We start from the raw sequence: 25,422 nt of genomic DNA on the forward strand, positions 1-25,422 counted from the left end.
CCACCAGACAGCGAGGACCGCGATGACCGCTCCCGGACAGGGCCACGACGAACCGACGGCCGCCACGCCGTCACCCGACACGCCGCCACCCGACACGGCGCCGGTGCCCGAGCGGATCCTGGCCGCCGCCCGGGCCGCGCCGGGGCAGTGGATCGGGCTGGTCGACCCGAACTGGCAGGGCGAGGGGCAGCCCCCGGACTGGGCGGTGATCGGCCGGTGGCGTGCGGGCGAGGACGGCTCCGTCGAGGAGTTCGCGCCGAACGCGGAGTACCGCCCGTCGCCGCTGGCGCGCGAGTGGCCCGCACCGACCGACCCGGTCGACGCCGCCGTCCAGCTGGCCGCGACCGGGTACGGGCCGGGCGACGACGTCTACCGCGCGCTCGCCTCGGCCCGGGTCGCCGTACTGCTGGACGAGTTCGGCACCGTCGGCGGCTTCGGACTCCCGGACGGCGAACCGGCGGTGGTCGTGTTCTCCGCGCGCTCCTGGCTGGAGGCCGCGGGAAGCCCCGGGCACGCGGTGGTCGGCCCCGGCACGCTGCTGGAACGGCTGCCCCCCGGCCTCGGGATCGTCGTCAACCCGGGAGCCCCGGCCGCGATGAGGCTGGAGCCCGGCTCCCTGTGGGCGGCCCTCGACGCCCGGGAGCGGGCCGGCGACCGGGGCGGCCCGCTCCGCCCGTTCGGCTGAGCCGGTCCGCAGCGCCCGTTCGGCTGAGCCGGTCCGCACCGGGGCGGGCAGCGGAAGGGCCCGCCACCGGGAGACGGTGACGGGCCCGCGGATCCCCGCCCGGCTCAGCCGGCCAGGCCGCGCAGGGTGTGGTAGACCCCGCAGGCCTGGAGCGCCAGCGGCAGCAGGGCCAGCGCGGACAGGGTGTGCAGGACGTCCGCGAGGCGGCCCCAGTAGGGCAGCAGACGGCGGCCGGGCACGGTCCAGGCGGCGACGAGGAGGGCGGCCGTCAGCGTCAGCAGGACCCCGAGCAGGAGCAGCCGGTCGGTGGCGGAGGCGCCGGCGGCGGCGCGGGCGAGCAGCACCAGGCCGCCGAGGACACCGGGCAGCAGGACGGCCAGGCGCTGGCGGATGCTGCCGACGGCCCGTCCGTGCAGCAGGAGCAGCAGGCTCAGCGCGCCGGCCTCGGCCGGGCCGGCCCAGCCGTCGGCGAAGGGCAGCACGGCCAGGCAGACGCCGCAGACGGCGCCGATCGCGGTGTGCAGGGCCATCAGGTAGTCGTCGGCGACCAGGGCGCGGGGCAGCACGGCGGCGGCCGGGACCGGCTCGATGTTCTCCTGGAGCTCGTCCGCGTTGCGCGGCAGCATCGGCAGCCGCAGGCCGGACAGCCGGAACGCCAGCGAGGGCACGAAGGCGCCGACCAGCACGGCCACCACCCCGACCACCGCCACCAGCTGGGCGAGCGTCATCCCGGCCAGCACCAGCACCCCCGACAGCACCCCGAGCAGTGCGACCAGCGCCACCCCGAGGAACAGCGGCGCCGCCGCCCCCACCGCCGCCAGGGCCAGCACCGCCGCCCCGGCCCCGGCCGAGGAGGCCGCCAGGATCCGGGCGCCGAGCAGCTCGCCCCCGCCGGACCCGCCCGGCCCGTTCGGCAGCAGCAGCGCGGCGAGCGCCAGGTACGGGACGGCGGCGGCGCCCAGCGCGGCGCCCGCGCCCGCGTCGGCCATCGCCCGGGAGGCGCTGGCCGCGCCGAGCAGCAGCAGGACGGCGACCGCCGCGGCGGCGGCCTCGCGCGGGGCGGCCGGGCCGGACAGGGCGAGCAGCACCCAGCCGGCCGCCAGCGCCGTCAGCGCCAGGGCCAGCGAGAGGACCCGGGTGAGGGCCGGGCGCCAGGTGTCGCCGCGCTCGTTCATGCCGGTGGCGACGCCGTCCACCAGATCGTCGAAGTGCACCTCCGGCAGGGCCTCGTGGCGGGCCCGCAGGTACAGGGCGTCGCCGTCGTGCAGGCCGAGCGCCTCGGCGGTGCGCTCCTCGTCCAGCGGCTCCTCACCGAGCCGCTGGAGCACCCAGCCGCCGTGCTCCAGGCCCTCCTCGGCGAGCCCGGGACCGGCGTGCCCCAGGACGGCGGGCAGCAGGTCGGCCAGGGGCACATCGGCGGGGACGGCCAGCTCGAAGGCCGTCCCCGGCGCATGGAACCTCAATCGGCACAGTCCTGCCACGACACTGCTGCTCACGCCGGTCCTCCGGTTCGCTGGGCGGTGGTCCGCCTCTCCGCCCGGATGAACGGCCTGCCCGGCGTGCTGCGTTCAACCGGTGTGCCGCGGTCGGAACCCGCGCCGCTGAACCTCCGGTGCCGCGCCGTCCGTCACCCAGAGGGAACGGCCGTGGTGAGAAGGAGCCCTGAGTGAGCGTGGAGCTGATCAACCGGACGCCCCGGCGTCCGGGGCCCGAGATGCCGGACGGCGAGATCCAGCTCCAGGAACCGCCGGGCCTGCCCGAGAAGCAGAGCGGCATGGCCAGCGTGATCAGCATGGCGCCGATGGCGCTCGGCTCGCTGTCGATGGTGTTCATGTTCCTGCACCCGGGCGGCGGCGAGGGCAGCGGCGGCATGCTCAGCTACGTCGCGATGGGCATGATGGCGCTGTCCGCCGTCGGGATGCTGGTCACCCAGCTGATCCGCGGCTCCAGCGACCGCAAGCAGCAGCTGCGCGCCGAGCGCCGCGACTACCTGCGCTACCTCTCCCAGATGCGCCGTCAGGTGCGCCGCTCGATCGACGCCCAGCGCAAGGCCCTGGCGTGGCGGCACCCGGCACCGTCCGAACTGGGCTCGCTGGTCGGCACCACCCGGCTGTGGGAGCGACGGGCCTCCCACCCCGACTTCAGCGACGTCCGGATCGCGCTCGGCGCCCAACGCCTGGCGACCCCGCTCGCGCCGCTGGCCACCAAGCCGGTGGAGGACCTGGAGCCGCTCTGCGCCCACGCGCTGCGCCGCTTCATCCACGCCTACGGCACGCTCGCCGACCAGCCGATGGCGATCCACCTGCGCGGCTTCGCCCACCTGCTGCTGCGCTCCGACGACCCCGAGGCCGCCCGCTCGCTGGTGCGGGCGGTGCTGGCTCAGCTCGCCGTGGTGCACGGCCCGGACGAGCTGTGCATCGCCGTCGTCACCGACCCCGAGCGGCGGGCCGAGTGGGAGTGGGCGAAGTGGCTGCCGCACGCCCTGCACCCGACCGACACCGACGGCGCGGGCCCGGTCCGGCTGGTCGCCGGCAGCCTCGGCGAGGTCGAGCAGCTGCTCGGCGAGGAGTTCACCGGCCGCCCCGGCTTCGAACCGGACGCCGTACCGGCCCGGGACGAGCCGTTCACCGTCCTGGTCCTGGACGGCCCCGGCGCCCACTCCGGCAGCCGCGCCGCGCTGGCCGGCTACCGCAACGCCGTCCTGATCGACCTCGCCGACTCCCTGGAGTGGCGCCCGGCCCGCACCACCCTGCGGCTGCGGATCGAGGACGGCCGGCTCACCATGGTCGGCGCCGACCGCAACCGCAAGGACGTCGTCACCGACCTCGGCCGCCCCGACGGGCTCCCCCTGCCCGCGGCGACCCGCCTCGCCGCCCGCCTCGCCCGCTACCGGATCGCCGACGGCGTCGACGCCGCCGAACCGCTCGCCACCGACTTCGACCTCACCGCGCTGCTCGGCATCCCCGACCTGCACGCCCACGACGTCGAGGCCCTCTGGGCGCAGCGCGGCATCCCGCAGCGGCTGCGCGTCCCGCTCGGCCTCGGCCCGGACGGCCGGCCCGTCGACCTGGACCTCAAGGAGTCCGCCCAGGGCGGCATGGGCCCGCACGGCATGCTGATCGGCGCCACCGGCTCCGGCAAGTCCGAGCTGCTGCGCACCCTGGTGCTGGCGCTCGCCGTCACCCACTCCTCCGAGGTGCTCAACTTCGTCCTGGTCGACTTCAAGGGCGGTGCGACCTTCCTCGGCCTGGACACCCTGCCGCACACCTCCGCCGTGATCACCAACCTCGCCGACGAGGCCGCCCTGGTCGACCGGATGCGCGACGCCCTGCACGGCGAACTCGTCCGCCGCCAGGAGGTGCTGCGCGAGGCCGGGTACGCCTCGCTGCTGGACTACGAGACCGCGCGCGCCGCCGGCACCGCGCTGCGGCCGCTGCCCACGCTGTTCGTGGTGGTCGACGAGTTCAGCGAACTGCTGTCCGCGCACCGGGACTTCATGGAGCTGTTCGTGATGATCGGCCGGCTCGGCCGCTCGCTCGGCGTGCACCTGCTGCTGGCCTCGCAGCGGCTCGACGAGGGCCGGATGAGCGCCCTGGAGTCCCACCTGTCCTACCGGATCGGCCTGCGCACCTTCTCGGCGATGGAGAGCCGCGGCGTGCTCGGCGTCCCGGACGCCTACCAGCTGCCCTCCCAGCCCGGCAACGGCTTCCTGCGCAGCGACATCTCCACCCTCACCCGGTTCAAGGCCGCGTACGTCTCCGGCCCGTACCGTCCCAAGCGCCGGGCCGCCCAGCAGGCCGCCATCGCCGGGCAGGTCGTCGCCTACGGCACCGACTACGTGATGCCCCGGCAGCTGCCGGCGGCGGCGACCGAGACCGAGGAGGAGCAGGTCTCGGCCGGCTCGCTGCTGGAGATCGCGTCCGGCCGGCTCCGCGACGCCGGGCCGCCCGCCCACCGGGTCTGGCTGCCGCCGCTGGACGTCCCGCCCACCCTCGACGAGCTGCTGCCGCCGCTCGTACCGCACCCCGAGCGCGGCCTGACCACCGAGGACCGGGCCCGGCACGGCACCCTCGGCCTGCCGGTCGGCGTGGTCGACCGCCCCTTCCACCAGCTGCGCGACCTGCTCACCGCCGACCTCTCCGGCGCCGGCGGCCACGTCGGCATCGCCGGCGCCCCGCAGAGCGGCAAGAGCACCCTGCTGCGCACCCTGATCACCGGGCTCGCGCTCACCCACACCCCGCGCGAGGTCCAGTTCTACTGCCTGGACTTCGGCGGCGGCACGCTCTCCGCGCTGCGCGGCCTGCCGCACGTCGGCGGAGTCACCGGCCGGCACGACGGCGAGCGGGTGCTGCGGACCGTGGCCGAGGTCAACGGGATCATCACCCGCCGGGAGAAGTACTTCGCCGAGCTCGGCATCGACTCCGTCGCGTCCTTCCGCCGCCGGGCCGCGGGCGAGCTGCCCGACGAGACGCACGGCGACGTCTTCCTGGTGGTCGACGGCTGGAACACCCTGCGCCAGGAGTTCAACGACCTCGTCCAGCCGCTCACCCTGATGTCCCAGCGCGGCCTCAACTACGGCGTCCACCTGGTCGTCGGCACCACCCGCTGGGGCGAGATCACCGGCGGTCTGCGCGACCAGCTGCAGACCCGCTTCGAGCTGCGGCTCGGCGACTCCGTCGACTCGATGATCAACATGCGGGCCGCCGCCAAGGTGCCCAAGCTGCCCGGCCGCGGCCTCACCGACGAGCAACTGCACTTCCTCTCCGCGCTGCCCAGGATCGACGGCTCCGGGAGCACCGACGACCTCGGCGAGGGCGTCGCCGACCTGGTCGACGCCGTCGCCGCGCACTGGACCGGGCCGCGCGCCCCCGAGGTGCGGATGCTGCCGCTCGTCCTCGACGCCGAGCGGCTGCCCGCCCCCGAGGGCCGGCTGCGGGTGCCGATCGGCCTGGAGGAGACCGAGGTCTCGCCGCTGTGGCACGACTTCGAGGAGAACCCGCACCTGCTGGTGGTCGGCGACAGCGAATCCGGCAAGACCAACCTGCTGCGGCTGATGATCAAGGCCATCACCACCGCCTACACCCCGGCCGAGGCCAGGATCATGCTGGTCGACTACCGGCGCGGCCTGTACGACGCGGTGCCGGAGGAGTACCGGCTCGGCTACGCGGTGGCCGTCGACAAGCTCCGCCAGATCGTGGACGGCGCGTCCCGGGCGATGAAGAACCGCGTCCCGCCCGCCGACATCACCCCCGCCCGGCTCAGGCTGCGCGACTGGTGGACCGGCCCCGAGCTGTTCATCCTCGTCGACGACTACGACCTGGTCGGCTCCGGCAGCGGCGGCCACCCCTTCAACGTGCTGCTGGAGGACCTCGCCCAGGGCACCGAGATCGGCCTCCACGTGGTCGTCGCGCGCGGCGCCAACGGCATCGGGCGATCGCTGGGCGACCCGCTCATCCGCAAGCTCCAGGAGGTCAACTCGCCCACCCTGCTGATGTCCTGCCCGCCCTCCGAGGGCTACCTGTTCGGCAACCTCAAGCCCCGCCAGTTCCCGGCCGGCCGCGGCCTGTACATCACCCGGCGGCGGACCGTGCAGGTGCAGACCGGGCAGCTGGCGGAGGAGGAGTGATGGGCGCCTCGACGCTGCGGGCGCTCGGCCCGCACTACGTGATCGCACCGCCCGGCGCGGAGGCGGACGGACTGGCCGAGGCGCTGGCGCCGGTACGGGCCGAACCGCGGGCCCTGCTGCTGCTCGCCGCCGCCGAGGACGCGGCGCCCGTGCTGCTGGCCTCGCTGGACGAGCTCGCCCGGGCCGCGCGCGAACGCGAAGCCGACGTGCTGGTGCTGGCCGCCTCCGGGCTGGCGGCGCTCGGCCCGGACGGCCGCCGGCCCGCCGAACTGCTCGCCAGGCGCTGCGGGTTGACCGTCGTCGCGCCCGACGCGGTGGTCAGCGTCGAACCGGACGGCACCCTGCCGGCCGTGAACGGGACGTGGTGGCGCTGCCGGCCCGGCGGGGGCGCGGAACCGCTCGGCGGCCGCTGGCCCGCCGCCGCCACCATCACCCCGCTGGCCGGCGGGGCGTTCTGGGTCACCGAGGCGGCGGTGGGGCCCGCCCGGCCCGCCGTACTGGAGCGGGCCGCCGCACCGCGGGACGGGCTGCTGCTGATCATCGGCGAGCCGGCCGGGCCGCTGCCCAGCGGCGCCCAACTGGCCAACGCGGCGGTGCTGCTGCAGGAGACGGCCGGACGGGCGGAACACCTCGTGCTGAGCGCGCCGTGGGCCGCACCGGTCGAACTCATCGAACTGGCGGCGGTGCTGGCGGCCTCGCTCCGGCAGGAGGTGCGGGCGGCGATCGGCGTGCCGGTGAGTGCGGCGGGGGCCGCCGGGCCCGACGTGCGGACCGTCCACGTGGCGGCGGACGGCGGCGAGGGCTGGGAACCGTACCTCACCGAGCTGGTCGCCCGCCCGAGCGAACGCACCGTCACCGCCGTCGGCTGGCGCACCCGCCCCGACCTGCCCCCGGCCCCCGGGACGGCCCGCTACCCGGCCTTCCCCGGCTGGGAGCTGGAGGCGGTGGCGGCCGGACTGTGGCTGCGCCCGGCCGCCACCGCGGACCGCGGACCCCGGCTGCGCCGGCCGGACCCGGCGCGGCCGGTGCTGGTCGTCGGCACGCCGGGCCGTCCGGTGCCGGAGACGGTCTGGGACCACCTCGGTGCGCTGCTGGGCTCGCTCCCGACCGGGGCGGCGCGGCTCGCCCTCGCGGTGGCGGGGATGCTGGACGTGGAGTCGGCGGCGGTGGGGCGGTTCTGCGCGCGGCTGTACGGGCTGGACTGGATCGGGGCGGAGTCGGTGGCGGCGGGTGCGGCGGTGGAGCCGTGGCCCCGGGCCGAGGCCGCGGTCGAGGGCGAGGCCGAGACCGAGGCTGCGGTGGAGCCGGAGCCGGAGCCGGAGCCGGAGCCGGAGCCGGTGGCCGTGCCCGATCCCGATCCCGAACCCGATCCCGAAATTGAATCGGTGACGGTGCCGGAGCCCGCTGCCAGGGTGTCGACCTCGGGCGGGGCCTTCGTGGCGGAGACCTCGGGGGAAACCAGCGAAGGAACAATATTGCTCCCTGAGGCGATCGGCGAGGAGCCCGAAGCGGCCCCCGAGCCCGAGCCGGTCCCCGAGCTTGAGCCTGAGCCGGTCCCCGAACCCGAGCCCGAGCCCGAGCCCGAGCCGGTCCCCGAGCCCGAGCCCGAGCCCGAGCCGGTCCCCGAACCCGTGACACCGGTGGCGCCCGTGACGCCCCCGCCCGCGTCGGCGGCGCCGACCGAGGCGGACCCCGCCACCCCCGCCACCCCCGCCGAGGACGGCGCGGCCCTGGCCGCCCGGCTCGGCCCCGCCTACCAGCGCCTGGCGCGGCGGGCCGAGGACGTCGCCTCCCGGCTGCCCGCCCTGCGCGCCCGGGCGGAGGAGGGCGAGCAGGGCCCCGAACTGGTCGCCGTCCTGCTGCAGCACGGCGACTGCGACCCGCTGGCCCCGCGCGCCGAACTCCTCGCGGCGGCCCGGTCCGGCGCGCCCGGCCCCTACGGCCCGTACCTGCGCTGCCTGGCAGCGGGCCTGCGGCGGCTGCCCAGCCACTACGGCGGCGTGCTGGTCGCGGGCCCGGCGCAGGACTGCGACCTCGCCGCGTACGCCCCGGGCGCGGTGCTGACCGAGCGGGCCCCGGTGACCGGCTTGGCGGCGCCCGGAGCGGACCTGGGGGAGGACATCGGGATCGAGTTCGCCATCTGGTCCGTCAGCGGCCGCCGCAGCTCGGCCTTCGGCGGTCCGGGCGACCAGCCGACGGTGATCTTCGCCCCGGGCACGGAGTTCGAGGTGGTCGAGGTCGAGCCGGCCGCCCCGGAGGAGGGCCGTCCGGCCCGGGTGCTGCTCCACGAGATCGGCGGCGTCCGCCCGGGCCCGGACCGGCTGCGCACCTGGCTCGCCCGCCGCGACGCCGTCGCCCCCGCCGACCGCGTCCGCCCCGCCGACCCCTCCCGCTACGCCCTCGCCCTGGGCGCCGCCTGACAGACCCTAGAGGTCGAACAGCGCGTCCTGCGGCTCGGGATCGGGTGCGAGTACGGCGCGCAGGCGCCTGATGGCGTGGCGCCACTTCGTGCCGCCGGGCGCCTCGTCCCAGAGCTCGGCGAGCTCGGACGCCCCGGCGACCACGCGGTCGAGCGCCTCGACGGCGAGCGGCCGCAGGTCGGTGGCGAGGACGGGAACAGCCCGGTCGGGCCGGTAGCTCGTGGTGACCGGTCCATCGCCGGGGCACTGGGCGGCGATGAGGGCCGCGGCGGCGACGGCCTCCGTTCCCTCGCGGTACTCCAGGTGGTCCCGGGGCCGGACGGCGCGGATCAGCGCCGCTCGGACCAGGGCTTCCCGTGCGTCCTCGGCGGTCTCGTCCAGGGCGTCGGCGAAGTCCGCGGCCGTGTCGTTCTCGAACGGGCCGATGCCCCAGGCGCCCATGGTGCTCTCCTCGTGTCACTGTGCGGTGATTCTCGCAGCGGGCACCGACAGCCGCGGCCCGCGGGTGCCCCGGTGAACCCCGGGCCGCCGGTCGGCCGTCGGACGGAACGTAGGGCTGTGGTGATCGGCAGGAGGAGTACGGGGATGGGCGAGACGGTGAACGGCGGGTTCCGGCTGGCGGCGGTGTTCGACGCGGTGGATCCGGTGACCGGGCCCGGGTTCGCGCCGGACCGGCCGCGGCTGGCGGCGGGGGCGGATCGCGAGGCCGTCGCCCGGTACCTGCGGGCCGGGGCGACGGTGCTGCTGACGCCGATGCTGATGGACGACGTGGTCGACCCGGGGCGGCGCGGCGTCGTGCCGATGGGCTTCCGCACCGACGGCCGGTGGATCTGGACCGACACCGTGACGTACTACCTGGAGGAGTACGGGCTGGCGCCCGACTCCGAGCTGCTCGCCCACGTGCGCGAGCAGCTCGACGAGCCGTGGACGCAGCCCTCGGCGGCGGTGCTGGAGCAGGCCGTGTCCTTCGTGCTGTCCCCGCCGGAGGCGGCCGCGGAGCCGGTCTGGACGGTCGGGAGCTGAAGCGCGCCGGCCGGTCGAACCGGTCCGGCTGAACCGGTTCGGCCACGCGGGCCGTAGCTCCCCACAGGAGTGTCGTCGAACGCAGGGGATGCATGGTGGGCGAGGAGCAGCGCGGCGAGCCGGAGCGGAGGGCGGGCGGCTTCCAGCTCCCGGCGGTGAACTGGGCGTTGGCGGCCGAGGCGGACCCCGGGGAGCGGGCGGAGCCGGTGCAGGAGCCCGCGAGCGCCGCGACGGCGGTGCTCCCGGCGTCGTCGGGTGCCGGTGCCGGTGCCGGTGCAGGTGCCGGTGCCGCGGGCGCCGCGACGGGCGGGGCACGGACCGGACCGAAGCCCGAGGCCGGATCGAAGCCTGAGGCCGAGCCCGAGGCGGAGCCCGAGTCCGCGGCGCCGACGGGTATCGGGCCGGCGCCGCTGCCGTCCCCCGTCGTGGCCTCGACCGCCCCCGGGGCGCCCGAGGCGGTGGCGCTCGCCGCCGTCGCGTCCGCCGAGCCGGCCGGTGACGGCACCACGGACCCGGGGCCGCGCCCCGGCCGGGTCTCCCGGCCGATGATCGCCGCGGCCGTCGCCGTCGGCCTGGTGCTGGTCGGCACCTCCGTGGTGGTCACCCAGCTCGGCGGCAACGACCCCAAGCACGGGCCCGCCCAGGCCGACGTCCCGCCCGGCTACGGGCAGGGCGGCGGGGACGGCGGCAACGGCTACGTCCCCGGCTTCGACGAGCACGGCGGCACCGGCGGGGGCACCGCGCAGGACGGGCAGCCGGGTGCGGTGGTCCCGCTGCCCGACGGTTCGGCCGCACCCTCGCCGGGCGACCAGGCGGCCTCGGCTCCCAACGGCGCCGTCGTCCCGAACGGCACCGGCGGCGGCGGTGCGGCCGCCCGTCCCGGCGGCGGCGCGGCCAACCCCGCCCCGGGCGGCGGCGGGACCGACCGCTCCCAGGGCGGTGCGGCGGCCGCCTCGGGCGGCTCGGCCTCCGGCGGCACGGGTGGTGGCGGCGCGGCCAACCCGGCCCCCAACCAGCCCCCGGCGAACCCGCCGGCCGCGCCGCCACCGGCGGCCCAGCAGCCCGCGCCGCCGCCGGCCGCCGCCAAGCCGCCGGCACCGGTCACCGTGATCGCCGGCCCGTACTGTTCGAGCGGCGGCCAGTACAAGCCCAACGGCTGGTACGACCAGGGCACCAAGGGCTGGCGCAACAACTCGGGCGGCTACAGCGGCGACGGCTGCAACGGCACGTACGCCTCGATGCCGATGTCCGGCGACGCGAACAAGGACGACAACAGCAACTCGGTGGTCTGGACCTTCACCGTGGACAAGGTCAGCAGCTGCACCCTGTCCGTCTACATCCCGGCCAGCGGCGACGTGAAGCAGGTCGGCGGCAACCCCAGCCTCTACACGGTGCAGAGCGGTGGCGGCCAGATCGGCTCGTTCTCCATCAACCAGACCGCCAGCCGGGGCAGTTGGGTGAACCAGGGCCCGTTCTCCTACCGCGGCCCGATCTCGTTGACGCTGCACAGCCGCGGCCTGGACTGGTCGGGCAGCACCGAGACGTTCGCCCACCACGCCGCCGCCGCCGTCCGCGCCACCTGCACGGCCTGACCCCGCCCGAACCCCCTGAACCACCCGAACCACCCGAACCACCCGAACAACCCGAACAACAACGCCCCACGACGAAGGGAACCCCAGGCATGTCGCGCCCGGTGCTGACGGTCTGTGCGGAGCAGCGGGAGCCCGGCTCCTACCGCACGATCGGCGAAGCCCTCCAGGCTGCCCGCAGCGGCGCGGTGATCTCGGTCCGCCCCGGCCGGTACGACGAGAACCTGGTGCTCACCAAGGTGGTGAGCATCACCGCCGAGGACGTCCGGGGCAGTGTGCGGATCAGTCCCCGCCGCGGTTCGGTGGTCCAGGTGCTCACCGAGGCCGTCCAGCTCACCGGCCTGGTGCTCCAGGGGCAGGACGACGACCTGCCCGCCGTCGACGTCCCGCGCGGCCAACTGGCCATGCAGGACTGCGAGGTGATCGGCAACGCGTGGACCGCCGTGCTCACCCGCCAGCAGGGCGAACTCGCCATGCGCGGCAGCCGGGTGACCAACCCGGCCGGAGCCGGGCTGGTGGAGACCTCCACCGGCACCAGCGTGATCGAGGACAGCGTCATCGAGCACCTGGGCACCTCGGCCGTGGTCATCGGCGAGCGGGCCAACCCGACCGTCCGGCGCTGCGTGCTGCGCGACGCGCGCGGCAACGGCCTGTGCGCCAACGGCGAGGCGCGCGGCCTCGTCGAGGACTGCGAGATCTCCGCCACCGACAAGCCCGCCGTCGCCCTGGAGGAGCAGAGCACCACCCGGCTGCTGCGCACCGAGATCCGGGACAGCGCGCTCGGCGTCTTCATCGGCTCCACCGCCCGGGTCGTGCTGGAGGACTGCACCGTCACCGCCGTGCGCGCCCACGGCTACGTCCTCACCAACGGCACCGACCCGCTGCTGCGCCGCTGCCGCGCCGTCCGCCCCCAGGGCCACGGCCTGCACATCGCCGGCCGGGCCCGGGGCACCCTGGAGGACTGCGAGGTCACCGCCCCCGCCCTGGCCGGCATCCACGTCGGCGAGTCGGCCGGGCCAAGCCTGGTGCGGGCGGTGGTGCGCGACGCCGGGACGGACGGTGTCGAACTCACCGGGGAGAGCGCCGCGGAGTTCGACCGCCTGGAGGTCCGGGACGCGGCCGGCGTCGGCATCGTGGTGCGCGACGGCGCCAACCCGCTGCTGCGCCGCAGCACCGTCACCGCCGCCGGCGGCCACGGGATCGAGGCGCTGCGCGACGGGCGCGGCCGGCTGGAGGACGTCACCGTCGTCGACGCCGGCGGGCACGGGGTGCGGATCGCCGACGGCGCCAACACCTACCTCGGCGGCAGCCTGGTGCGCGGCAGCGGATCCTGCGGGATCTCGATCGGAGCCGAGGGCATCGCCACCCTGCGCGACGTCGAGTCCGCCGACAACGCCCTGGACGGCGCCGAGGTCGAGCACGGCGGCGACCTGACCGCCACCCGCACCCGGCTGCGGACCAACCGGCGGCACGGGCTGCACCTGCGGTCCGGCGCCCGCGCCACCCTGACTGCCTGCCAGCTCAGCGACAACACCGTGGACGGGCTGCGCTCCGACTCCGTGGAGCCCGTGCGGCTCACCGACTGCGTGGCCGCCGAGAACCAGGGCGCCGGGCTGCGGCAGACCGAGCCGACCGACCGCCTCGCCGTGGAGAACCTCGACAGCCGGGACAACCGCGCCCCGGACGCCCACGGCGCGGCCGCCGTCGCCACCACCGAGCCCGGCGCGGCCCCCGCCGGCGACGGGTCGGAGGCCCCGGCCGAGGGCGCCGCGGCTCCCGCCCCGGCCGCACCGCAGGGCCCGCAGGCCGTCCTCCAGACCCTGGTCGGGCTGCAAGGCGTCAAGGAGCAGGTCGCCACCCTGGTCAACCTCAACAAGCTGGCCCGGCGCCGGGAGCAGGCCGGACTGCCCGCCCTGCCGATGAGCCGGCACCTCGTCTTCGCCGGCCCGCCCGGCACCGGCAAGACCACCGTCGCCCGGCTCTACGGCGCGATCCTCGCCGAGCTCGGCGTGCTGCGCAGCGGCCACCTGGTCGAGGTCGCCCGGGCCGACCTGGTCGCCTCGATCATCGGCGGGACGGCCCTGAAGACCACCGAGGTGGTCAAGGAGGCGCTCGGCGGGGTGCTGTTCATCGACGAGGCGTACACCCTGTCGGCGGGCTCCGGCGGCACCGGACCGGACTTCGGCCGCGAGGCCATCGACACCCTGGTCAAGCTGATGGAGGACCACCGCGACGACCTGGTGGTGATCGTCGCCGGGTACGAGGCCGAGATCCGCGAGTTCCTGGCCTCGAACCCGGGCCTGGCCTCCCGGTTCAGCCGCACCGTCGAGTTCCGGAACTACAGCGACGAGGAGCTCACCACGATCGTCGAGCACGCCGCCGCCGGGCACGGGTACGAACTCGTCGAGGGCACCCGGGAGGCGCTCGCCGCGCACTTCGACCGGATGCCCAAGGGCGCCGACTTCGGCAACGGCCGGGCCGCCCGCAAGGTGTTCGAGGAGATGGTCGACCGGCAGGCCTCCAGGCTCGCCGAACTGGAGCACTTCGACAACGACGCGCTCACCCGGCTGCTGCCCGCCGACGTGGGCGAGCAGGCCGCCGCCGACGAGGCGAAGGCCGACGAACCCGGCCTGCTCGACCGGCTGCGCGCCATGGTCGGCCTCGCCGCCGCCAAGGAGCAGGTCGAGGACCTGGTCAACCTGACCCGGCAGACCCGGCGCCGGGTCGAGGCCGGGCTGCCCGCCGCCACCATCAGCCACCACCTGGTGTTCTCGGGCCCGCCCGGCACCGGCAAGACCACCGTCGCCCGGCTCTACGGCGAACTCCTCGCCGAACTCGACGTGCTGCCCTCGGGCCAGCTGATCGAGACCGCCCGCGCCGACCTGGTCGGCCGCTACATCGGCCACACCGCCCAGCTCACCCGGGACGCCTTCGAACGCGCCCGCGGCGGCGTGCTGTTCATCGACGAGGCGTACACCCTGACGCCCCGCAACGGCTCCGGCGGGGACTTCGGGCAGGAGGCCGTCGACACCCTGATGAAGCTGATGGAGGACCACCGCGACGAGGTCGTGGTGATCGTGGCCGGATACCAGGAGGAGATGCGCGGCTTCCTCGCCTCCAACCCCGGCCTGGCCTCCCGGTTCTCCCGGGAGATCACCTTCGACCACTACGCGGACGACGAACTCGTCACCATCGTCCGGGTGCAGGCCGAGGCCGCCGGCTACACCTGTACCCCGGAGACCCTGGCCGCGCTCGGCACGCTGTTCGCGGCCGTCCCGCGCGACCGCTCCTTCGGCAACGGGCGGTTCGCCCGGCAGGTGCTGGAGGCGATGATCACCCGGCAGGCGGGCCGGCTGTCCCGGCTGGACATCGCGGACCTCGACGAGCTCAGCCTGCTGCTGCCGCAGGACATCCCGGCCGAGCGGATCGGCAGCCTCGCATGAAGCGGGCGCCCCTGGCCCGGGCGGTGGCCGCGCCGCTCCTGGCCGGGCTGCTGCTGCCCGTGGCGGGTACGGCCGCCGCCGACACGCCGGCCGGCCCCGACGCCCTGCCCGGCGTCAGCCAGCAGCGGCGCGACGCGAGCGGACGGTCGGCCGGCTGCCTGCCGCCGTCCACCAAGGGCACCCAGCTCACCCCCTGGCCGCAGACCTTCCTGCGGCCCGACCGGGTCTGGCCGCTCAGCCGCGGCGAGGGCGTCACCGTCGCCGTCCTCGGCTCCGGGGTCAAGGACGGCAGCGGCCTGCTGGCCGGCCGGCTCGACCTGGCCCAGCTGCCCGGCGGCCCCGACCCCGCCCAGGACTGCGTCGGCCACGGCACCTTCCTGGCCGGCCTGATCGCCGCCGACCAGCGCGAGGGCGCGGGCTTCGCCGGCCTCGCGCCGCGCGCCCGGATCCTCGCCGTCCCGGTCACCAACGACGCCGGAACCCCCTCGGCGGACCTGCTGGCCCAGGGCATCACCGCGGCCGCCGACCGCGGCGCGCGGGTCATCGCGGTCGGGGTGGCGCTGCCGAACGGCACCGACGCCCTGGCCGCCGCGGTCCGCGCGGCGCGCGGCAAGGGCGCGCTGATCGTCGCCCCGGCCGCACCCGACACCGTCCCGACCGACGGCTCCGGAACCGCCAAGGCCGGCCCGGCCTACCCGGCGGCCTACCCCGAGGTGCTCGCCGTCCGCGACCTCGCCCCCGGCGGCGCGCTCCCGGACGGCCCCTCGGCCGTCCCGGTCGGCGGCCGCGTCGACCTCGCCGCCCCGGGCGACGCCGTCACCGGCCCCGGCCCGGCCCCCGGCGGCTACTACACCGGCGCCGGCCCCAGCTTCGCCTCCGCCTTCGTGGCCGGCACCGCCGCCCTCGTCCTCGGCTACCGCCCGGACCTGACCGTCGACCAGCTGACCCAGCGCCTGGAAGCCACCGCCTACCGCAGCCCCGACCCCCAGTACGGCCACGGCACCGTCGACCCCGTCGCCGCCGTCACCCGCCTCGCGGCCCCCGCCGCCCCGGCCCCGCCGACCGCGGCCGCCGCCCCCGCCATGCCCCCCGTCCCGCCCCCCACCGACGCCGGTCACCGGGCGGGCCTGATCGCCCTGTCCTCCCTCGCCCTCGTCGCCCTGGTCGCGGCGGCGGGCGCGGTGGCCCCCCGCGCCCGCGCCCGGGGCTGGCGCCCGGGCCGGGCGGAGGAGCGCTGACGGGTCGGCAGGGACGGGGGAGGCCGGTGAGGTCGACTTCCCGCTCGGCCCTCGTGCTTTCCCGCCATTCGCCCGTGCCGCGGCTTCCCCGGAACCCGGCAGGGAAGGCAGGTGGTGCCACCTACCTTCAGGGAGAGCTGTGAATCTTCGGATCGGTAAGGGAACAGCGGCGCTCGTCGCCGGAATCGCGATCACCACGGGCTTCGCGGGCGCACCGACCGCCGGCGCCGCGACAGCGCCTGCGCTGTCGGCCGGGGAGAGGACCTTCGTCAACGTCAACTCCGGCAAGTGTCTGGAGATCTGGGGCGACGCCACCGGCAACGGCGCCCGCGCGGGCCAGTGGGACTGCAACGGATCGGCCACCCAGCAATGGCGGCTGTCCTACAACGGCATCTGGGCCACCATCGTCAACGTGAACTCGGGCAAGTGCCTGGAGATCTGGGGCGACGCCACCAATGACGGCGCCCGCGCCGGCCAGTGGGACTGCAACGGGTCGGAAACCCAGCAGTGGTACTGGTATTCCACCGGCGAGCTCGGAAACGCGAACTCGGGCAAGTGCCTGGAGATCTGGGGCGACGCCACCCACAACGGTGCGGTCGCCGGCCAGTGGCAGTGCAACGGGTCCGCCACCCAGAAGTGGCGCTGAGCCGCGCCCGGACGCGGTAGCGGGGGCCGCCTGCCGCGCGGGCTTCCCGGAGTGGACCGCGGAGGGCCTCCTCGTGGGGTGGACCGCGGAGGGCCTCCGCGCGGGGTGGGTGAGGCGGTGCCCCGCCGCTGCTCGCCGTCTCCTCCCCGGCCTCCCGGCGCCCGCCGGGAGGCCGGGGAGCGGCTTGGCCTGCGCCCGTCCGGTAGGGCGCGGGCGGTGGGTCGCTCCCTCTGCGGCCCCGCTCAGCCCCGGCGCTCGGCCATGGCGTCGCCGACGAGGGCGGCGAGTTCGAGGTAGTCGAGGCGGGCCCGGGGGCGCAGGGCGGCGGGGGCCGCCTGGGGGCGGCCCGGGAGCGGGAGGGCGAGGGCGCCGCGGCAGCGGGTGCGGAAGTGGGGGAGGAGGTCGCGGTCGGCGACCGGGCGCTCGGTGGGCGGGGCGGGGGTGAAGACGGCGGTGGCTCCGCGGGCCAGCCGGTCGTGGCCGAGGGCGGTGAGGTGGTCGAGCAGGGCGTCGGCGGTGCGGGCGCCGTCGGCGCAGGCCCGGGCGCAGAGGATCAGCTGGTCGGCCCGGTCGACGGCGGCGAGCTGGATCTCGGCCGGGGCGCCGGTGGTGTCGGCGAGGACCACCGGGTAGTGGCCGCGGGCCTCGTCGAGGGCCTCCCGTACGGCGGCCGGGTCCGGTCGTACGGATCGCAGCACGAGCCGGCCGCCGGTCCGGCACTCGCTCCCGGCGGGCCCGGTGGTGGACAGGACGAGCACCGGGTCGGCCCGGTGCTCGGCGAGCAGGGCGCCGAGGACGGCGGCGGCCCCCTCGGCGGGGCCGCCCAGGACGGCGATCCGGTGGCAGGCCCGCAGCGGCACCCGGACGCGTTCGACCAGGCGCCGCCGCCGTGCCTCCCCGCCGCCGGGCAGGACGAGCCGCAGGGCGCGCGGGAGGTCCGTCCGGGGGTGTTGTGCGGGCGGGTCGGGCAGCGGTCCGGGTGCCGCGACGGTGTCGGCGTCCCGGGCCGACGGCTCCGCCGGCGGGACGGCCGAGGGGGGTTCGGCGGTCACGGCGCGGGTGAACAGCTGCCGTTCGGCGGGCGGGATGAGGACGGTGCCGAGCGGGTCGAGCGGGCGCCGGGGCAGCAGGGCGACCGGCTCGGGCCAGGCGGCGGGCGAGTAGTCGGGTGCGGCCGGGGTGGTGCTGCCCGCGCCCGCGGTGCCGTCGGAGAAAGCCATCGGATGACCTCCCGGTCCAGGGTGCGCCGGACCGGTGCCTCCGGTTCGGCCGGCCCGTACAGCCGGGAGTACGGCTGAAGGCGTCCCTCCGGTTCACTGAACCGCCCTCGGTGGGGGGCCCGTTGAGCGGGGCAGGGTGCACGGAGCACCCCTGGTCGCATCGGGAGGTCCGCATCGGAAAACCCTCCGCCCCACCGGCTACCGATCGGTACCGTCATCCGGTGGCACCCGGCGCCTGCCGAGTGCCACCGAGTCGGAAGGAGCGTGAGTCCCGTGAACGGGACGGGGGAGGGACGCGGCATGGCCGCGGACGGGCCGGAGGCGCGGGAGTTCGTCGCGGCCCTGGTGCGGGCCGGGGCACCGAGCGCGGACGGGCCGGCCGCGCTGGCGGTGCCCGAGGCGGAGGCGGAGGAGGTGATCGCGGTCGCCCGGCGGATGGCGCTGCGCGTGGTGCCGGAGGGCCGGTGGTGGCCGCGGCCCGCGACGGCGCTGCTGGACATGGCGACGGCGCTGGTGGTGGACGAGCACCCGTCGGCCCCGCAGTGGTCGGAGGCGGAGCGGCAGCGGCTGACGGGCTGGGTCGCGGTGCTGATCGAGCATCGGGGCGAGGACGGGGTGCAGGAGCTGCTCCGGGCGCTCGGCGGGGGCTGACACCGCCGGGCCCGGGGCGGTGTCGGCCCCGGGCCCGGGGCGGGCCGGGCGCCGCGGCCCACGGCCGCTAACGACCGGCCAACAGTCGTCGGCGCCCGCCAACGGTGGCACCCGGGACCACGCCGAGTGCCCCGGGCGGGGGCGTTGGTGCTGCCTTGGTGCGGACTTGGCGGCCTCCGGCAGTGTGCTGTTGCAGCCACCGCCGGGGGATTGTCCGGTCGCTGCCCAGCACGCCCTGCCCGTGCTGCGCCCCTGCCCGACCTGAGAGGTAGCGCGTGTCGAAGCCGTCCGTCGCCCAGCCCACGTCCGTCACCCCGTCGTCCGAGGGTCCGGCGGACGCGCCGGAAGGCGTCACCGCCCCGGTCCGTCCGACCCTCGACCCGGACACGCTCGCCGAGATCCACCGGCTGCACGGCGGCTACCTGTTGCGCGCGCTGCTGCGGGCCACGGGCGGGGACCGCGGCAAGGCCGAGGACATCCTCCAGGAGACCCTGCTGCGCGCCTGGCAGCACCCGGAGGCGCTGTCCGCCGGGCCGGAGGCGAGCCGGCCCTGGCTGTTCACGGTCGCCCGCCGGATCGCGATCGACCACTACCGGATGGCCGCCGCCCGCGCCAAGGAGGTGATCGGCGAGCCGATGGAGGACCGGCCGGTCGCCGACGACCCCTACGAGCGGGTGGTGGTGGCCCGGGACATCGCGCTGGCGCTGCGCCGGGTGCAGAAGCACCACCGCGAGGTGCTGGTCGAGCTGCACCTCAAGGACCGCTCGGTGCTGGAGGCCTCGTCCCGGCTGGGGGTGCCGCCGGGGACGGTCAAGTCCCGCAACTTCTACGCGATCCGGGCGCTGCGCCCGGTGCTGGCGGCGGAGCACGGGTACGCCCCGACGGGGCGCGGGGCCGCCTCGGCCGCGGGCTGACCGGCCCCCCGCCCCCTCGGGCGGCCCGGGCCGGCCGGCTGTCGGCCGCCGCCGCCCGCCGCCCGCCTCCCGCCGCCCGCCTCCCGCCGGCCTCCGCCAGGGCCGGCCGCCGCCCGGGTCAGCCGTCCGCCGGCCGCCGCCCGGTGCGGAGCTTGAGCGACTCCTCCAGGCCGGTGGTGAACCCGCTCCGGTAGCCCGCGCGCCGGTCGTGCGAGCGGAAGCGGTCCAGCGCCGAGCGCAGCCGGGCACCCACTTCCGGTTCCCGGCCCCGGGCCGACAGGTGGGCGGCGTAGGACTGTTCGGCCACGGCGTGCAGGTACAGCAGGCCGGCCTCCTCGCACGCGGCGAGCAGCCGGTGCCAGGCGAGGTCGGCGGCGACGTCGCGGACGGTCGGCGGGAGGGCCTGCGCCTCGGTCAGCAGCGACCAGAGGTGGACCTGGGTGACGGGCGTGGCGGGCAGCAGCTCCCGGGCCTCGCGGGACCGGCGCTGGGCGCCCTCCCGGTCCCCGACGGCCAGGCTCACCCAGCCCTGGTGCACCTTGGCGTCGACCAGCCGCCGGCGGTCGCCGGACTCCAGCGCGAGCGCGGTGGCGCCGGCCGCCAGCCGTTCGGCCTCGGCGCCGTGGCCGAGCATCGCGGTGACCATGGCCAGCGTGGCGAGCGCCCGGACGTGCGCGGACACGGCCGCGGGCCCGGTCCCGGACTCGGCGGCGGCCACCGCCCGCCGGGCCGCCTCCGCGCACTCCTGTCGGCGTTCCAGCGCGACCAGGGCCTGCGCCCGGCAGTTGAGCAGCAGGGCGAGCGCGACCGGGTCGCCGCACCGTTCGGCCGCCGTCTGCCCCAGCCGGGCGCAGGCGAGCCAGTCGGTGAAGCGGCCGGCGCCGTAGTAGAGCGAGCCGCAGGTCAGCGCGAGCCGCCAGGCGCGGGCCGGGTCGGTGTCGGGGGAGGCGACCAGCGCGGAGAGCGCCGGCTCCTCGGTGTCGAACCAGTCGAGCGCGGTGCGGATGTCGACGGCGGCCGGCAGGGACTGCGCCGGGCCGACGGGCGGGGCGGTGTCCTCCTGGCCGGGGTCGAGGAAGGAGCCGCAGTGCCGCAGGGCCGTGAGGTAGTGGTCGGCCAGGCGTTCGCGCAGCAGCCGCCGGTGCCGTTCGGGCCGTTCGGCGAGCAGTCCGGCGCCGTAGCGCCGGACGAGGTCGGTGCGGACGTGGCGCCCGGGGGCGGTGCCGGTGAGCAGGTGGTGGGAGGTCAGCTCGCCGAGCGCCCGGTGGGCGGTGGCGGTGTCGCTGCCGAGCAGTGCGGCGCTCGCCGAAGGGTCCAGCTCGCGGCCGGGGTGGGCGGCCTGGACGGTCAGCAGTTCGGCCGCGGGCTCGGAGAGCCGGCGGTGGGTCAGCCGGAGCCGGCCCGCGACGGAGAGCGTGCCGTCGGCGTCCAGGGCGGCCAGCCCGGTCCGCTCGTCGGCGAGTTCGGTGACCAGCTCGGCGATCGTCCAGTCCGGCCGGGCGGCCAGCCGGGCTGCGGCGATCCGCAGGGCGAGCGGCAGACGGTCGCAGAGCCCGGCGAGACGGGCGGCGGCCTCCGGCTCGGAGCGCAGCCGCTCGGGCGTCAGCGCGCGCTCCAGCAGCTCCAGGGCGTCGTCCTCGGACAGCTCGGCCAGGCGCAGCAGGGTCGCTCCCTCCAGCGCGACCAGGCCCTCCAGCGCGCCCCGGCCGGTGACCACGGCGGTGCCGGCCGGGCCCGCGGGCAGCAGGTCGGCGACCTGGTCGGCGTCGGCGGCATCGTCCAGCAGCACCAGCAGCCGCCGGCCCCCGGTGCGCTCGCGGTAGAGCGCCGCCCGGGCGGCACGCCCGGCGGGGATGCCGTCCCGCGGCACGCCGAGCGCGCGCAGGAAGCCGGCCAGGACGGCCTCGGGCCGGGCCGGGCCGTCCGGGGCGAGGCCGTGCAGCTCGGCGTGGAGCAGGCCGTCCGGGAAGCGGTCGGCGACCCGGTGCGCCCAGGCGGTGACCAGCGCGCTCTTGCCCACCCCGGCCGGGCCGACCACCAGCACCGGGCCGTCCCCGGCCCGGCCGCCCCCGCCGGGGCCCGGCCCGCAGGCCCGGTCGAGACGGGCCAGGTCGCCGGTGCGGCCGACGAAGTCCGGGTGGCGACGGGGCAGTTGGCGCGGCACCAGCGGGACCGGCGGCACCGGCGGGTCCTGCGGCGCCGGCTCGGCGGCCGGGGGAGCGGCGGACGGCGGCTCCACCGTGCGGTCGTCGGCCAGCACATCGGCGAGCGCCGCCCGCAGCGCCGGTCCGGGGTGGATTCCCAGCTCCTCGGCGAGCCGCATCCGGGCCCGGTGGTAGGCGGTCAGCGCCTCGGCCGGCCGGCCCGCCTGGTGCAGGCAGCGCATCAGCAGCGCCACCAGTTCCTCGCGCAGCCCGTCCAACCGGACGCCCTGCTCCAGCAGCGGCACGGCCGACGCCCCGGCGCCCTGGCCCAGCCGCAGTCCGGCCCAGCGGAGCAGGGCGGCGGTGCGGGACTGCCGCAACCGGTCCACCGCGGCGGAGCGCAGCGGGGTGTCGGGCAGGTCGGCCAGCGCCTCGCCGCGCCACAGCCGCAGTGCCCCCTCCAGCAGCGCGACCGCCGTGGCGCAGTCGCCGTGGCCGGCCTGCCGGTCGGCGGCGCCGGTGAGCTCCTCGAAGCGCAGCGCGTCCACCTCGTCGGCCGGCCCGGCCAGCAGGTAGCCGGAGTCCCGGGTGTGCAGCTCGAACGGGGTACCGGCGAGCACCTTGCGCAGCGCGGCGACGTGGCCCTGCACGGCCGCCCGGGCGCTCGGCGGCGGCTGCTCGTCCCACAGCAGCTCGCACAGCTGGTCCACGGTGACCAGGTGCCCCAGCCGCAGCGCCAGCAGCGCCAGCACGGCCCGCCGCTGCGCGCCCGCCACGCTCGTGAAGCCGCCTGCCCCGATCCGCAACTCCACCGGCCCGAGCAGCCGAATCCGCACCAGTACCCCCACTTCACCGCAGAACCGCGCATCACACCCCGAAGCGGCCATCGGCCCTCGGGGTGGAGCAGTGTAGTGCGAGAAGATGTCCGGTCATGTCGGTCGGTCGTCCCTGCCCCCGGTTGACGCGTCGGGAGCGGCCGATGGTTGCGCCGGCGGGGGAACGGGCCGGGACGCCGTGCCGTACCCCTCGGTTCGGCCGGGACGCCGTGTCGTACCCCTGCGGTACGGTGCCCGAGGACGGCCCCGGACCGGTGCGAACGGCCTGGTCGGCCCTATCCTCGGTCGGGCCGGGGAGTCGAGGACGGGGGAGGGGGACGGGCGCGTGCACATCGATCTGCTCGGACCGGTGGTGGTGCGGCGGGAGGACGGGACGGCGGTGACGCCCTCGGCGCCCAAGCGCCGGGCGCTGCTGAGCGCGCTCGCCGTGCGGCTGAACCGGACGGTGGCCACCGAGGAGCTGATCGAGCTGGTCTGGGAGGGCTGCGCGCCGCCCACCGCGCGGGCCGCCCTGCAGGGCCACGTCGCGGCGCTGCGCCAGCTGCTGGACGGCCCCGGACTGGAACTCGACACCCGCGGCTCCGGCTACCTGCTGGCCGGTGAGCCCGACCGGATCGACGTGCTGCGCTTCGCCCGGTTCTGCGAGCAGGCGGGCGTGCTGCTCCCCGAGCCCGCCGGCCCGCCGCGGGGCGCCGCGCCGGACCGGGCACTGCCCCTGCTGCGCGCCGCGCTGGACCTCTGGCGCGGTCCGGCGCTCGCCGACTGCGGCTCCGCCCTGCTGCGCGAGCGGACCCTCCCGTACCTGACCGACCTGCGGCTGGGCGCCCTGGAGCTCCTGGCCGACGGCCTGCTCCGGGCCGGCCGGGGCGGCGAACTGGCCGCCGAACTCGACGAGGCCGCCGACGGCCACCCCGCCCGGCAGCCGCTGGCCGCCCGGCTGGTGCGCTGCCTGGAGCAGGACGGGCGGAGCGCCGAGGCGCGGGAGCGCTACGAGCGGGCGGTGGCCCGGCTCAGCTGGCCGCCCGGGCCCGAACTGCGCCGGGCCGGCGAGCTGGCCGGCGCCCGGCCCGCCGCCGACCGCCGCTTCGTCGGCCGGAGCGCCGAACTCGCCCGGCTGGACCAGGTGTTGCCGGCCGCACGGGACGGCCGGCCGATCCTCGTCACCGGGCCCGCGGGGGTCGGCAAGACCAGCCTGGTCCGGCAGTGGACGGCCCGGCGCGGCGACGCCTACTTCCCGGACGGCGTCCTCCGCGCCGACCTGCGCGGCTTCGACCCGGACGGGGCGCGCGAACCCGGCGAGGTGCTCGGGGAACTCCTCACCGCCCTCGGCGTCGACCCGGACGCGCTGCCCGCCGAACCCGAGGAACGCGCCCACCGCTACCGCGAACTGATCGGCGGCCGGCGGATGCTGGTCGTCCTGGACGACGCCGCCTCCTACGAGCAGCTCGCCCCGCTGCTGCCCGACCCGCCGGCCACCGACAGCGAGCCCGCCCCGGTCGCGATCGTCACCAGCCGCAGCCGGCTGCGCCACCTGCTGGTCCGTACCGGCGGCATACCGGTGCCGCTCGGCGCGCTCGGCGCCGACGAGGCCGCCGACCTGCTCGCCCGCATCCTCGGCCCGGACCGCACGGCCGGAGAGCCGGAGGCCCTCGCCGAACTCGCCGAGCGCTGCGACCACCTGCCGCTCGCGCTGCGCCTGGCCGCCGCCCGCCTGGCCGCCCGGCCCGACTGGTCCGCGGCCGACCTCACCGCCGAACTCGCCGACGAGCAGACCGGCCTGGCCGCCCTCTCCGGTGCCGGCACCGGCACCGACCGCGGCCCGCTCGGCCTCACCACGGCGCTGGACCGCACGTACCGCGCGCTGGCCCCGGACGCCGCCCGGCTGTTCACCCTGCTCGGCCTGCACCCCGGCGCGGAGATCGGCACCGACACGGCCGCCGCCCTCGCCGACCTCCCGCCCGCCACCGCCCGCACCCTGCTGACCCGGCTCGACGCCGTGCACCTGCTGGAGGAGACCAGCCCCGGCCGGTACGCCCGGCGCGAGCTGGTCCGCCGCCACGCCGCCGCGCAGGCCGCCGAACTCGCCTGCGAGGAGCGGTACCTGGCTCTCGACCGGCTGATCTCCCACTACCTCGACGTCACCGCGGACTGGGCGGGCGAGGGGGCTGGGGCCGGGGGCGCGGCGGCCGGGGACAGCGGCTCGGCGGCGGCCTGGTTCCGCCGCGAGGAGAGCGCCCTGCGAGCCGTCGTGCTCTGCGCCGAGCAGAAGGGACGGCCCACCGCGGCCTGGCGACTCGCCCACCGGGTCGGCCGGTTGTACGAGACCACCGGCCACGACCGGACGCAGTGGCGGGCCGTGGTCGAGGCCGGGCTGCGCGCCGCGCACGCGGACCGGGACGAGGCGGCGGTCGCCCGGCTCGGCACCGACCTCGCCGTCCTGCACGTCGACCGCGCGGCCCACCGCACCGCCGCCGACCAGTTGGAGCGGGCGGTCGACGCCGCCGACCGGGCCGGCGACGCGGCGCTGCGCCACCACTGCCGCAGCCGGGTGGCGGCCGCGCTGCTGCGGACCGGCCGGTACGAGCGGGCGGTGCCCATGCTCGGCGACCTGGTGGCCGCCGCCCGCACCCCGGCCACCGACCACCTGCTGGTCCGCGCGCTCACCGACCTCGCCGACGCGCTCGTCCTGGCCGGCGACCCCGGGCCCGCCCTGCGCCACGCCGACGAGGCGGTGCGCGCCGCCACCGCCCGCTCCGGCGGAGCCGAGGCCGTCCTCGCCACCCACAGCCGGGCCCGCGCCCTGCACGCGCTCGGCCGCCGGGACGCCGCGCTCTCCTCGGCCCGGCTCGCCGTCGCCCTCGGCCGCACCGTCGGCGACCCGGCCCTCGAAGCCCGCTCCCACGGCCTGCTCGCCGACCTGCTGGACGCCCTCGGCCGCACCGTCGAGGGCGCGGAGGCGAGACGCCCGGTGTAGGGCCGCCGCTCGG

15 protein-coding genes are annotated in these 25,422 nt (G+C 77.2%); 11 read left to right on the plus strand and 4 right to left on the minus strand.

Going from position 1 to position 25,422, the window contains the following annotated elements; all coding sequences use genetic code 11:
• Positions 1-22 precede the first annotated feature (22 nt).
• The gene (locus ACFVUY_RS23960) at positions 23-685 is read left to right on the plus strand and encodes a type VII secretion system-associated protein (RefSeq protein WP_387693832.1); all 663 of its coding nucleotides are present in this window, start codon (positions 23-25) and stop codon (positions 683-685) included.
• Between the two features lie 104 nt (positions 686-789).
• Here the strand turns inward: ACFVUY_RS23960 and eccD are convergent, their stop codons facing one another.
• On the minus strand, positions 790-2,148 hold the full coding sequence (gene eccD / locus ACFVUY_RS23965; RefSeq protein WP_387733040.1) for a type VII secretion integral membrane protein EccD: 1,359 nt from the start codon (positions 2,146-2,148) through the stop codon (positions 790-792).
• A gap of 203 nt (positions 2,149-2,351) precedes the next feature.
• Between eccD and eccCa the strand changes: the two genes are divergently transcribed.
• A complete protein-coding gene (gene eccCa / locus ACFVUY_RS23970) occupies positions 2,352-6,311 on the plus strand; it encodes a type VII secretion protein EccCa (RefSeq protein ID WP_387733043.1) in 3,960 nt (1,319 codons plus the stop codon).
• Complete coding sequence (locus ACFVUY_RS23975; protein ID WP_387733046.1) at positions 6,311-8,731, plus strand: hypothetical protein; 2,421 nt, start codon at positions 6,311-6,313, stop codon at positions 8,729-8,731. Before eccCa ends, ACFVUY_RS23975 begins: the two co-directional genes overlap by 1 nt.
• Positions 8,732-8,737: 6 nt before the next feature.
• Here ACFVUY_RS23975 and ACFVUY_RS23980 read toward each other — a convergent pair whose 3' ends face one another.
• Complete coding sequence (locus ACFVUY_RS23980) at positions 8,738-9,172, minus strand: DUF4259 domain-containing protein (protein ID WP_387733049.1); 435 nt, start codon at positions 9,170-9,172, stop codon at positions 8,738-8,740.
• Positions 9,173-9,316: 144 nt separating this feature from the next.
• Between ACFVUY_RS23980 and ACFVUY_RS23985 the strand changes: the two genes are divergently transcribed.
• The 5 genes from ACFVUY_RS23985 (at position 9,317) to ACFVUY_RS24005 (ending at position 16,670) form a co-directional block, all read left to right on the plus strand.
• Positions 9,317-9,754: a hypothetical protein gene (locus tag ACFVUY_RS23985; RefSeq protein WP_387733052.1), complete on the plus strand. Its 438-nt coding sequence runs from the start codon at positions 9,317-9,319 to the stop codon at positions 9,752-9,754.
• Between the two features lie 92 nt (positions 9,755-9,846).
• The gene (locus tag ACFVUY_RS23990) at positions 9,847-11,346 is read left to right on the plus strand and encodes a hypothetical protein (RefSeq protein ID WP_387733054.1); all 1,500 of its coding nucleotides are present in this window, start codon (positions 9,847-9,849) and stop codon (positions 11,344-11,346) included.
• A gap of 89 nt (positions 11,347-11,435) precedes the next feature.
• Positions 11,436-14,786, plus strand: coding sequence for a right-handed parallel beta-helix repeat-containing protein (locus ACFVUY_RS23995; RefSeq protein WP_387693840.1), 3,351 nt, complete (start codon positions 11,436-11,438; stop codon positions 14,784-14,786).
• Positions 14,783-16,024: a S8 family serine peptidase gene (locus ACFVUY_RS24000; protein ID WP_387733057.1), complete on the plus strand. Its 1,242-nt coding sequence runs from the start codon at positions 14,783-14,785 to the stop codon at positions 16,022-16,024. The genes ACFVUY_RS23995 and ACFVUY_RS24000 overlap by 4 nt, the downstream gene beginning before the upstream one ends.
• A 139-nt stretch (positions 16,025-16,163) precedes the next feature.
• Positions 16,164-16,670 carry an RICIN domain-containing protein gene (locus tag ACFVUY_RS24005; RefSeq protein WP_387733059.1) on the plus strand — a complete coding sequence of 169 codons (507 nt, stop codon included), beginning with the start codon at positions 16,164-16,166 and terminating at the stop codon, positions 16,668-16,670.
• 242 nt (positions 16,671-16,912) lie between these two features.
• Here ACFVUY_RS24005 and ACFVUY_RS24010 read toward each other — a convergent pair whose 3' ends face one another.
• A complete protein-coding gene (locus ACFVUY_RS24010; protein ID WP_387733061.1) occupies positions 16,913-17,890 on the minus strand; it encodes a hypothetical protein in 978 nt (325 codons plus the stop codon).
• A gap of 273 nt (positions 17,891-18,163) precedes the next feature.
• On the opposite strand from ACFVUY_RS24010, the gene ACFVUY_RS24015 reads away from it, so the two are divergent.
• Positions 18,164-18,541 carry a hypothetical protein gene (locus ACFVUY_RS24015; RefSeq protein WP_387693844.1) on the plus strand — a complete coding sequence of 126 codons (378 nt, stop codon included), beginning with the start codon at positions 18,164-18,166 and terminating at the stop codon, positions 18,539-18,541.
• Positions 18,542-18,816: 275 nt separating this feature from the next.
• Positions 18,817-19,455 (plus strand): sigma-70 family RNA polymerase sigma factor, encoded by a 639-nt coding sequence (locus ACFVUY_RS24020; protein WP_387693845.1) that lies wholly within the window; start codon positions 18,817-18,819, stop codon positions 19,453-19,455.
• A gap of 118 nt (positions 19,456-19,573) precedes the next feature.
• Here ACFVUY_RS24020 and ACFVUY_RS24025 read toward each other — a convergent pair whose 3' ends face one another.
• Positions 19,574-22,435 carry a BTAD domain-containing putative transcriptional regulator gene (locus ACFVUY_RS24025; RefSeq protein WP_387733063.1) on the minus strand — a complete coding sequence of 954 codons (2,862 nt, stop codon included), beginning with the start codon at positions 22,433-22,435 and terminating at the stop codon, positions 19,574-19,576.
• Positions 22,436-22,760: 325 nt separating this feature from the next.
• On the opposite strand from ACFVUY_RS24025, the gene ACFVUY_RS24030 reads away from it, so the two are divergent.
• Positions 22,761-25,409, plus strand: coding sequence for a BTAD domain-containing putative transcriptional regulator (locus ACFVUY_RS24030; protein WP_387733065.1), 2,649 nt, complete (start codon positions 22,761-22,763; stop codon positions 25,407-25,409).
• Positions 25,410-25,422 lie beyond the last annotated feature (13 nt).

The sequence above is a fragment of the Kitasatospora sp. NPDC058063 genome (assembly GCF_042885395.1).
GTDB lineage: Bacteria > Actinomycetota > Actinomycetes > Streptomycetales > Streptomycetaceae > Kitasatospora > Kitasatospora lactacystinica.

Excerpts from the sequence above, each read along its gene's own strand:
- ACFVUY_RS23975 (WP_387733046.1), top strand. The coding sequence starts at position 6,311 with ATGGGCGCCTCGACGCTGCGGGCGCTCGGCCCGCACTACGTGATCGCA.
- ACFVUY_RS23960 (WP_387693832.1), top strand. The coding sequence starts at position 23 with ATGACCGCTCCCGGACAGGGCCACGACGAACCGACGGCCGCCACGCCG.
- ACFVUY_RS24000 (WP_387733057.1), top strand. The coding sequence starts at position 14,783 with ATGAAGCGGGCGCCCCTGGCCCGGGCGGTGGCCGCGCCGCTCCTGGCC.
- ACFVUY_RS23990 (WP_387733054.1), top strand. The coding sequence starts at position 9,847 with ATGGTGGGCGAGGAGCAGCGCGGCGAGCCGGAGCGGAGGGCGGGCGGC.
- ACFVUY_RS23995 (WP_387693840.1), top strand. The coding sequence starts at position 11,436 with ATGTCGCGCCCGGTGCTGACGGTCTGTGCGGAGCAGCGGGAGCCCGGC.
- ACFVUY_RS23980 (WP_387733049.1), bottom strand. The coding sequence starts at position 9,172 with ATGGGCGCCTGGGGCATCGGCCCGTTCGAGAACGACACGGCCGCGGAC.
- ACFVUY_RS23985 (WP_387733052.1), top strand. The coding sequence starts at position 9,317 with ATGGGCGAGACGGTGAACGGCGGGTTCCGGCTGGCGGCGGTGTTCGAC.
- ACFVUY_RS24010 (WP_387733061.1), bottom strand. The coding sequence starts at position 17,890 with ATGGCTTTCTCCGACGGCACCGCGGGCGCGGGCAGCACCACCCCGGCC.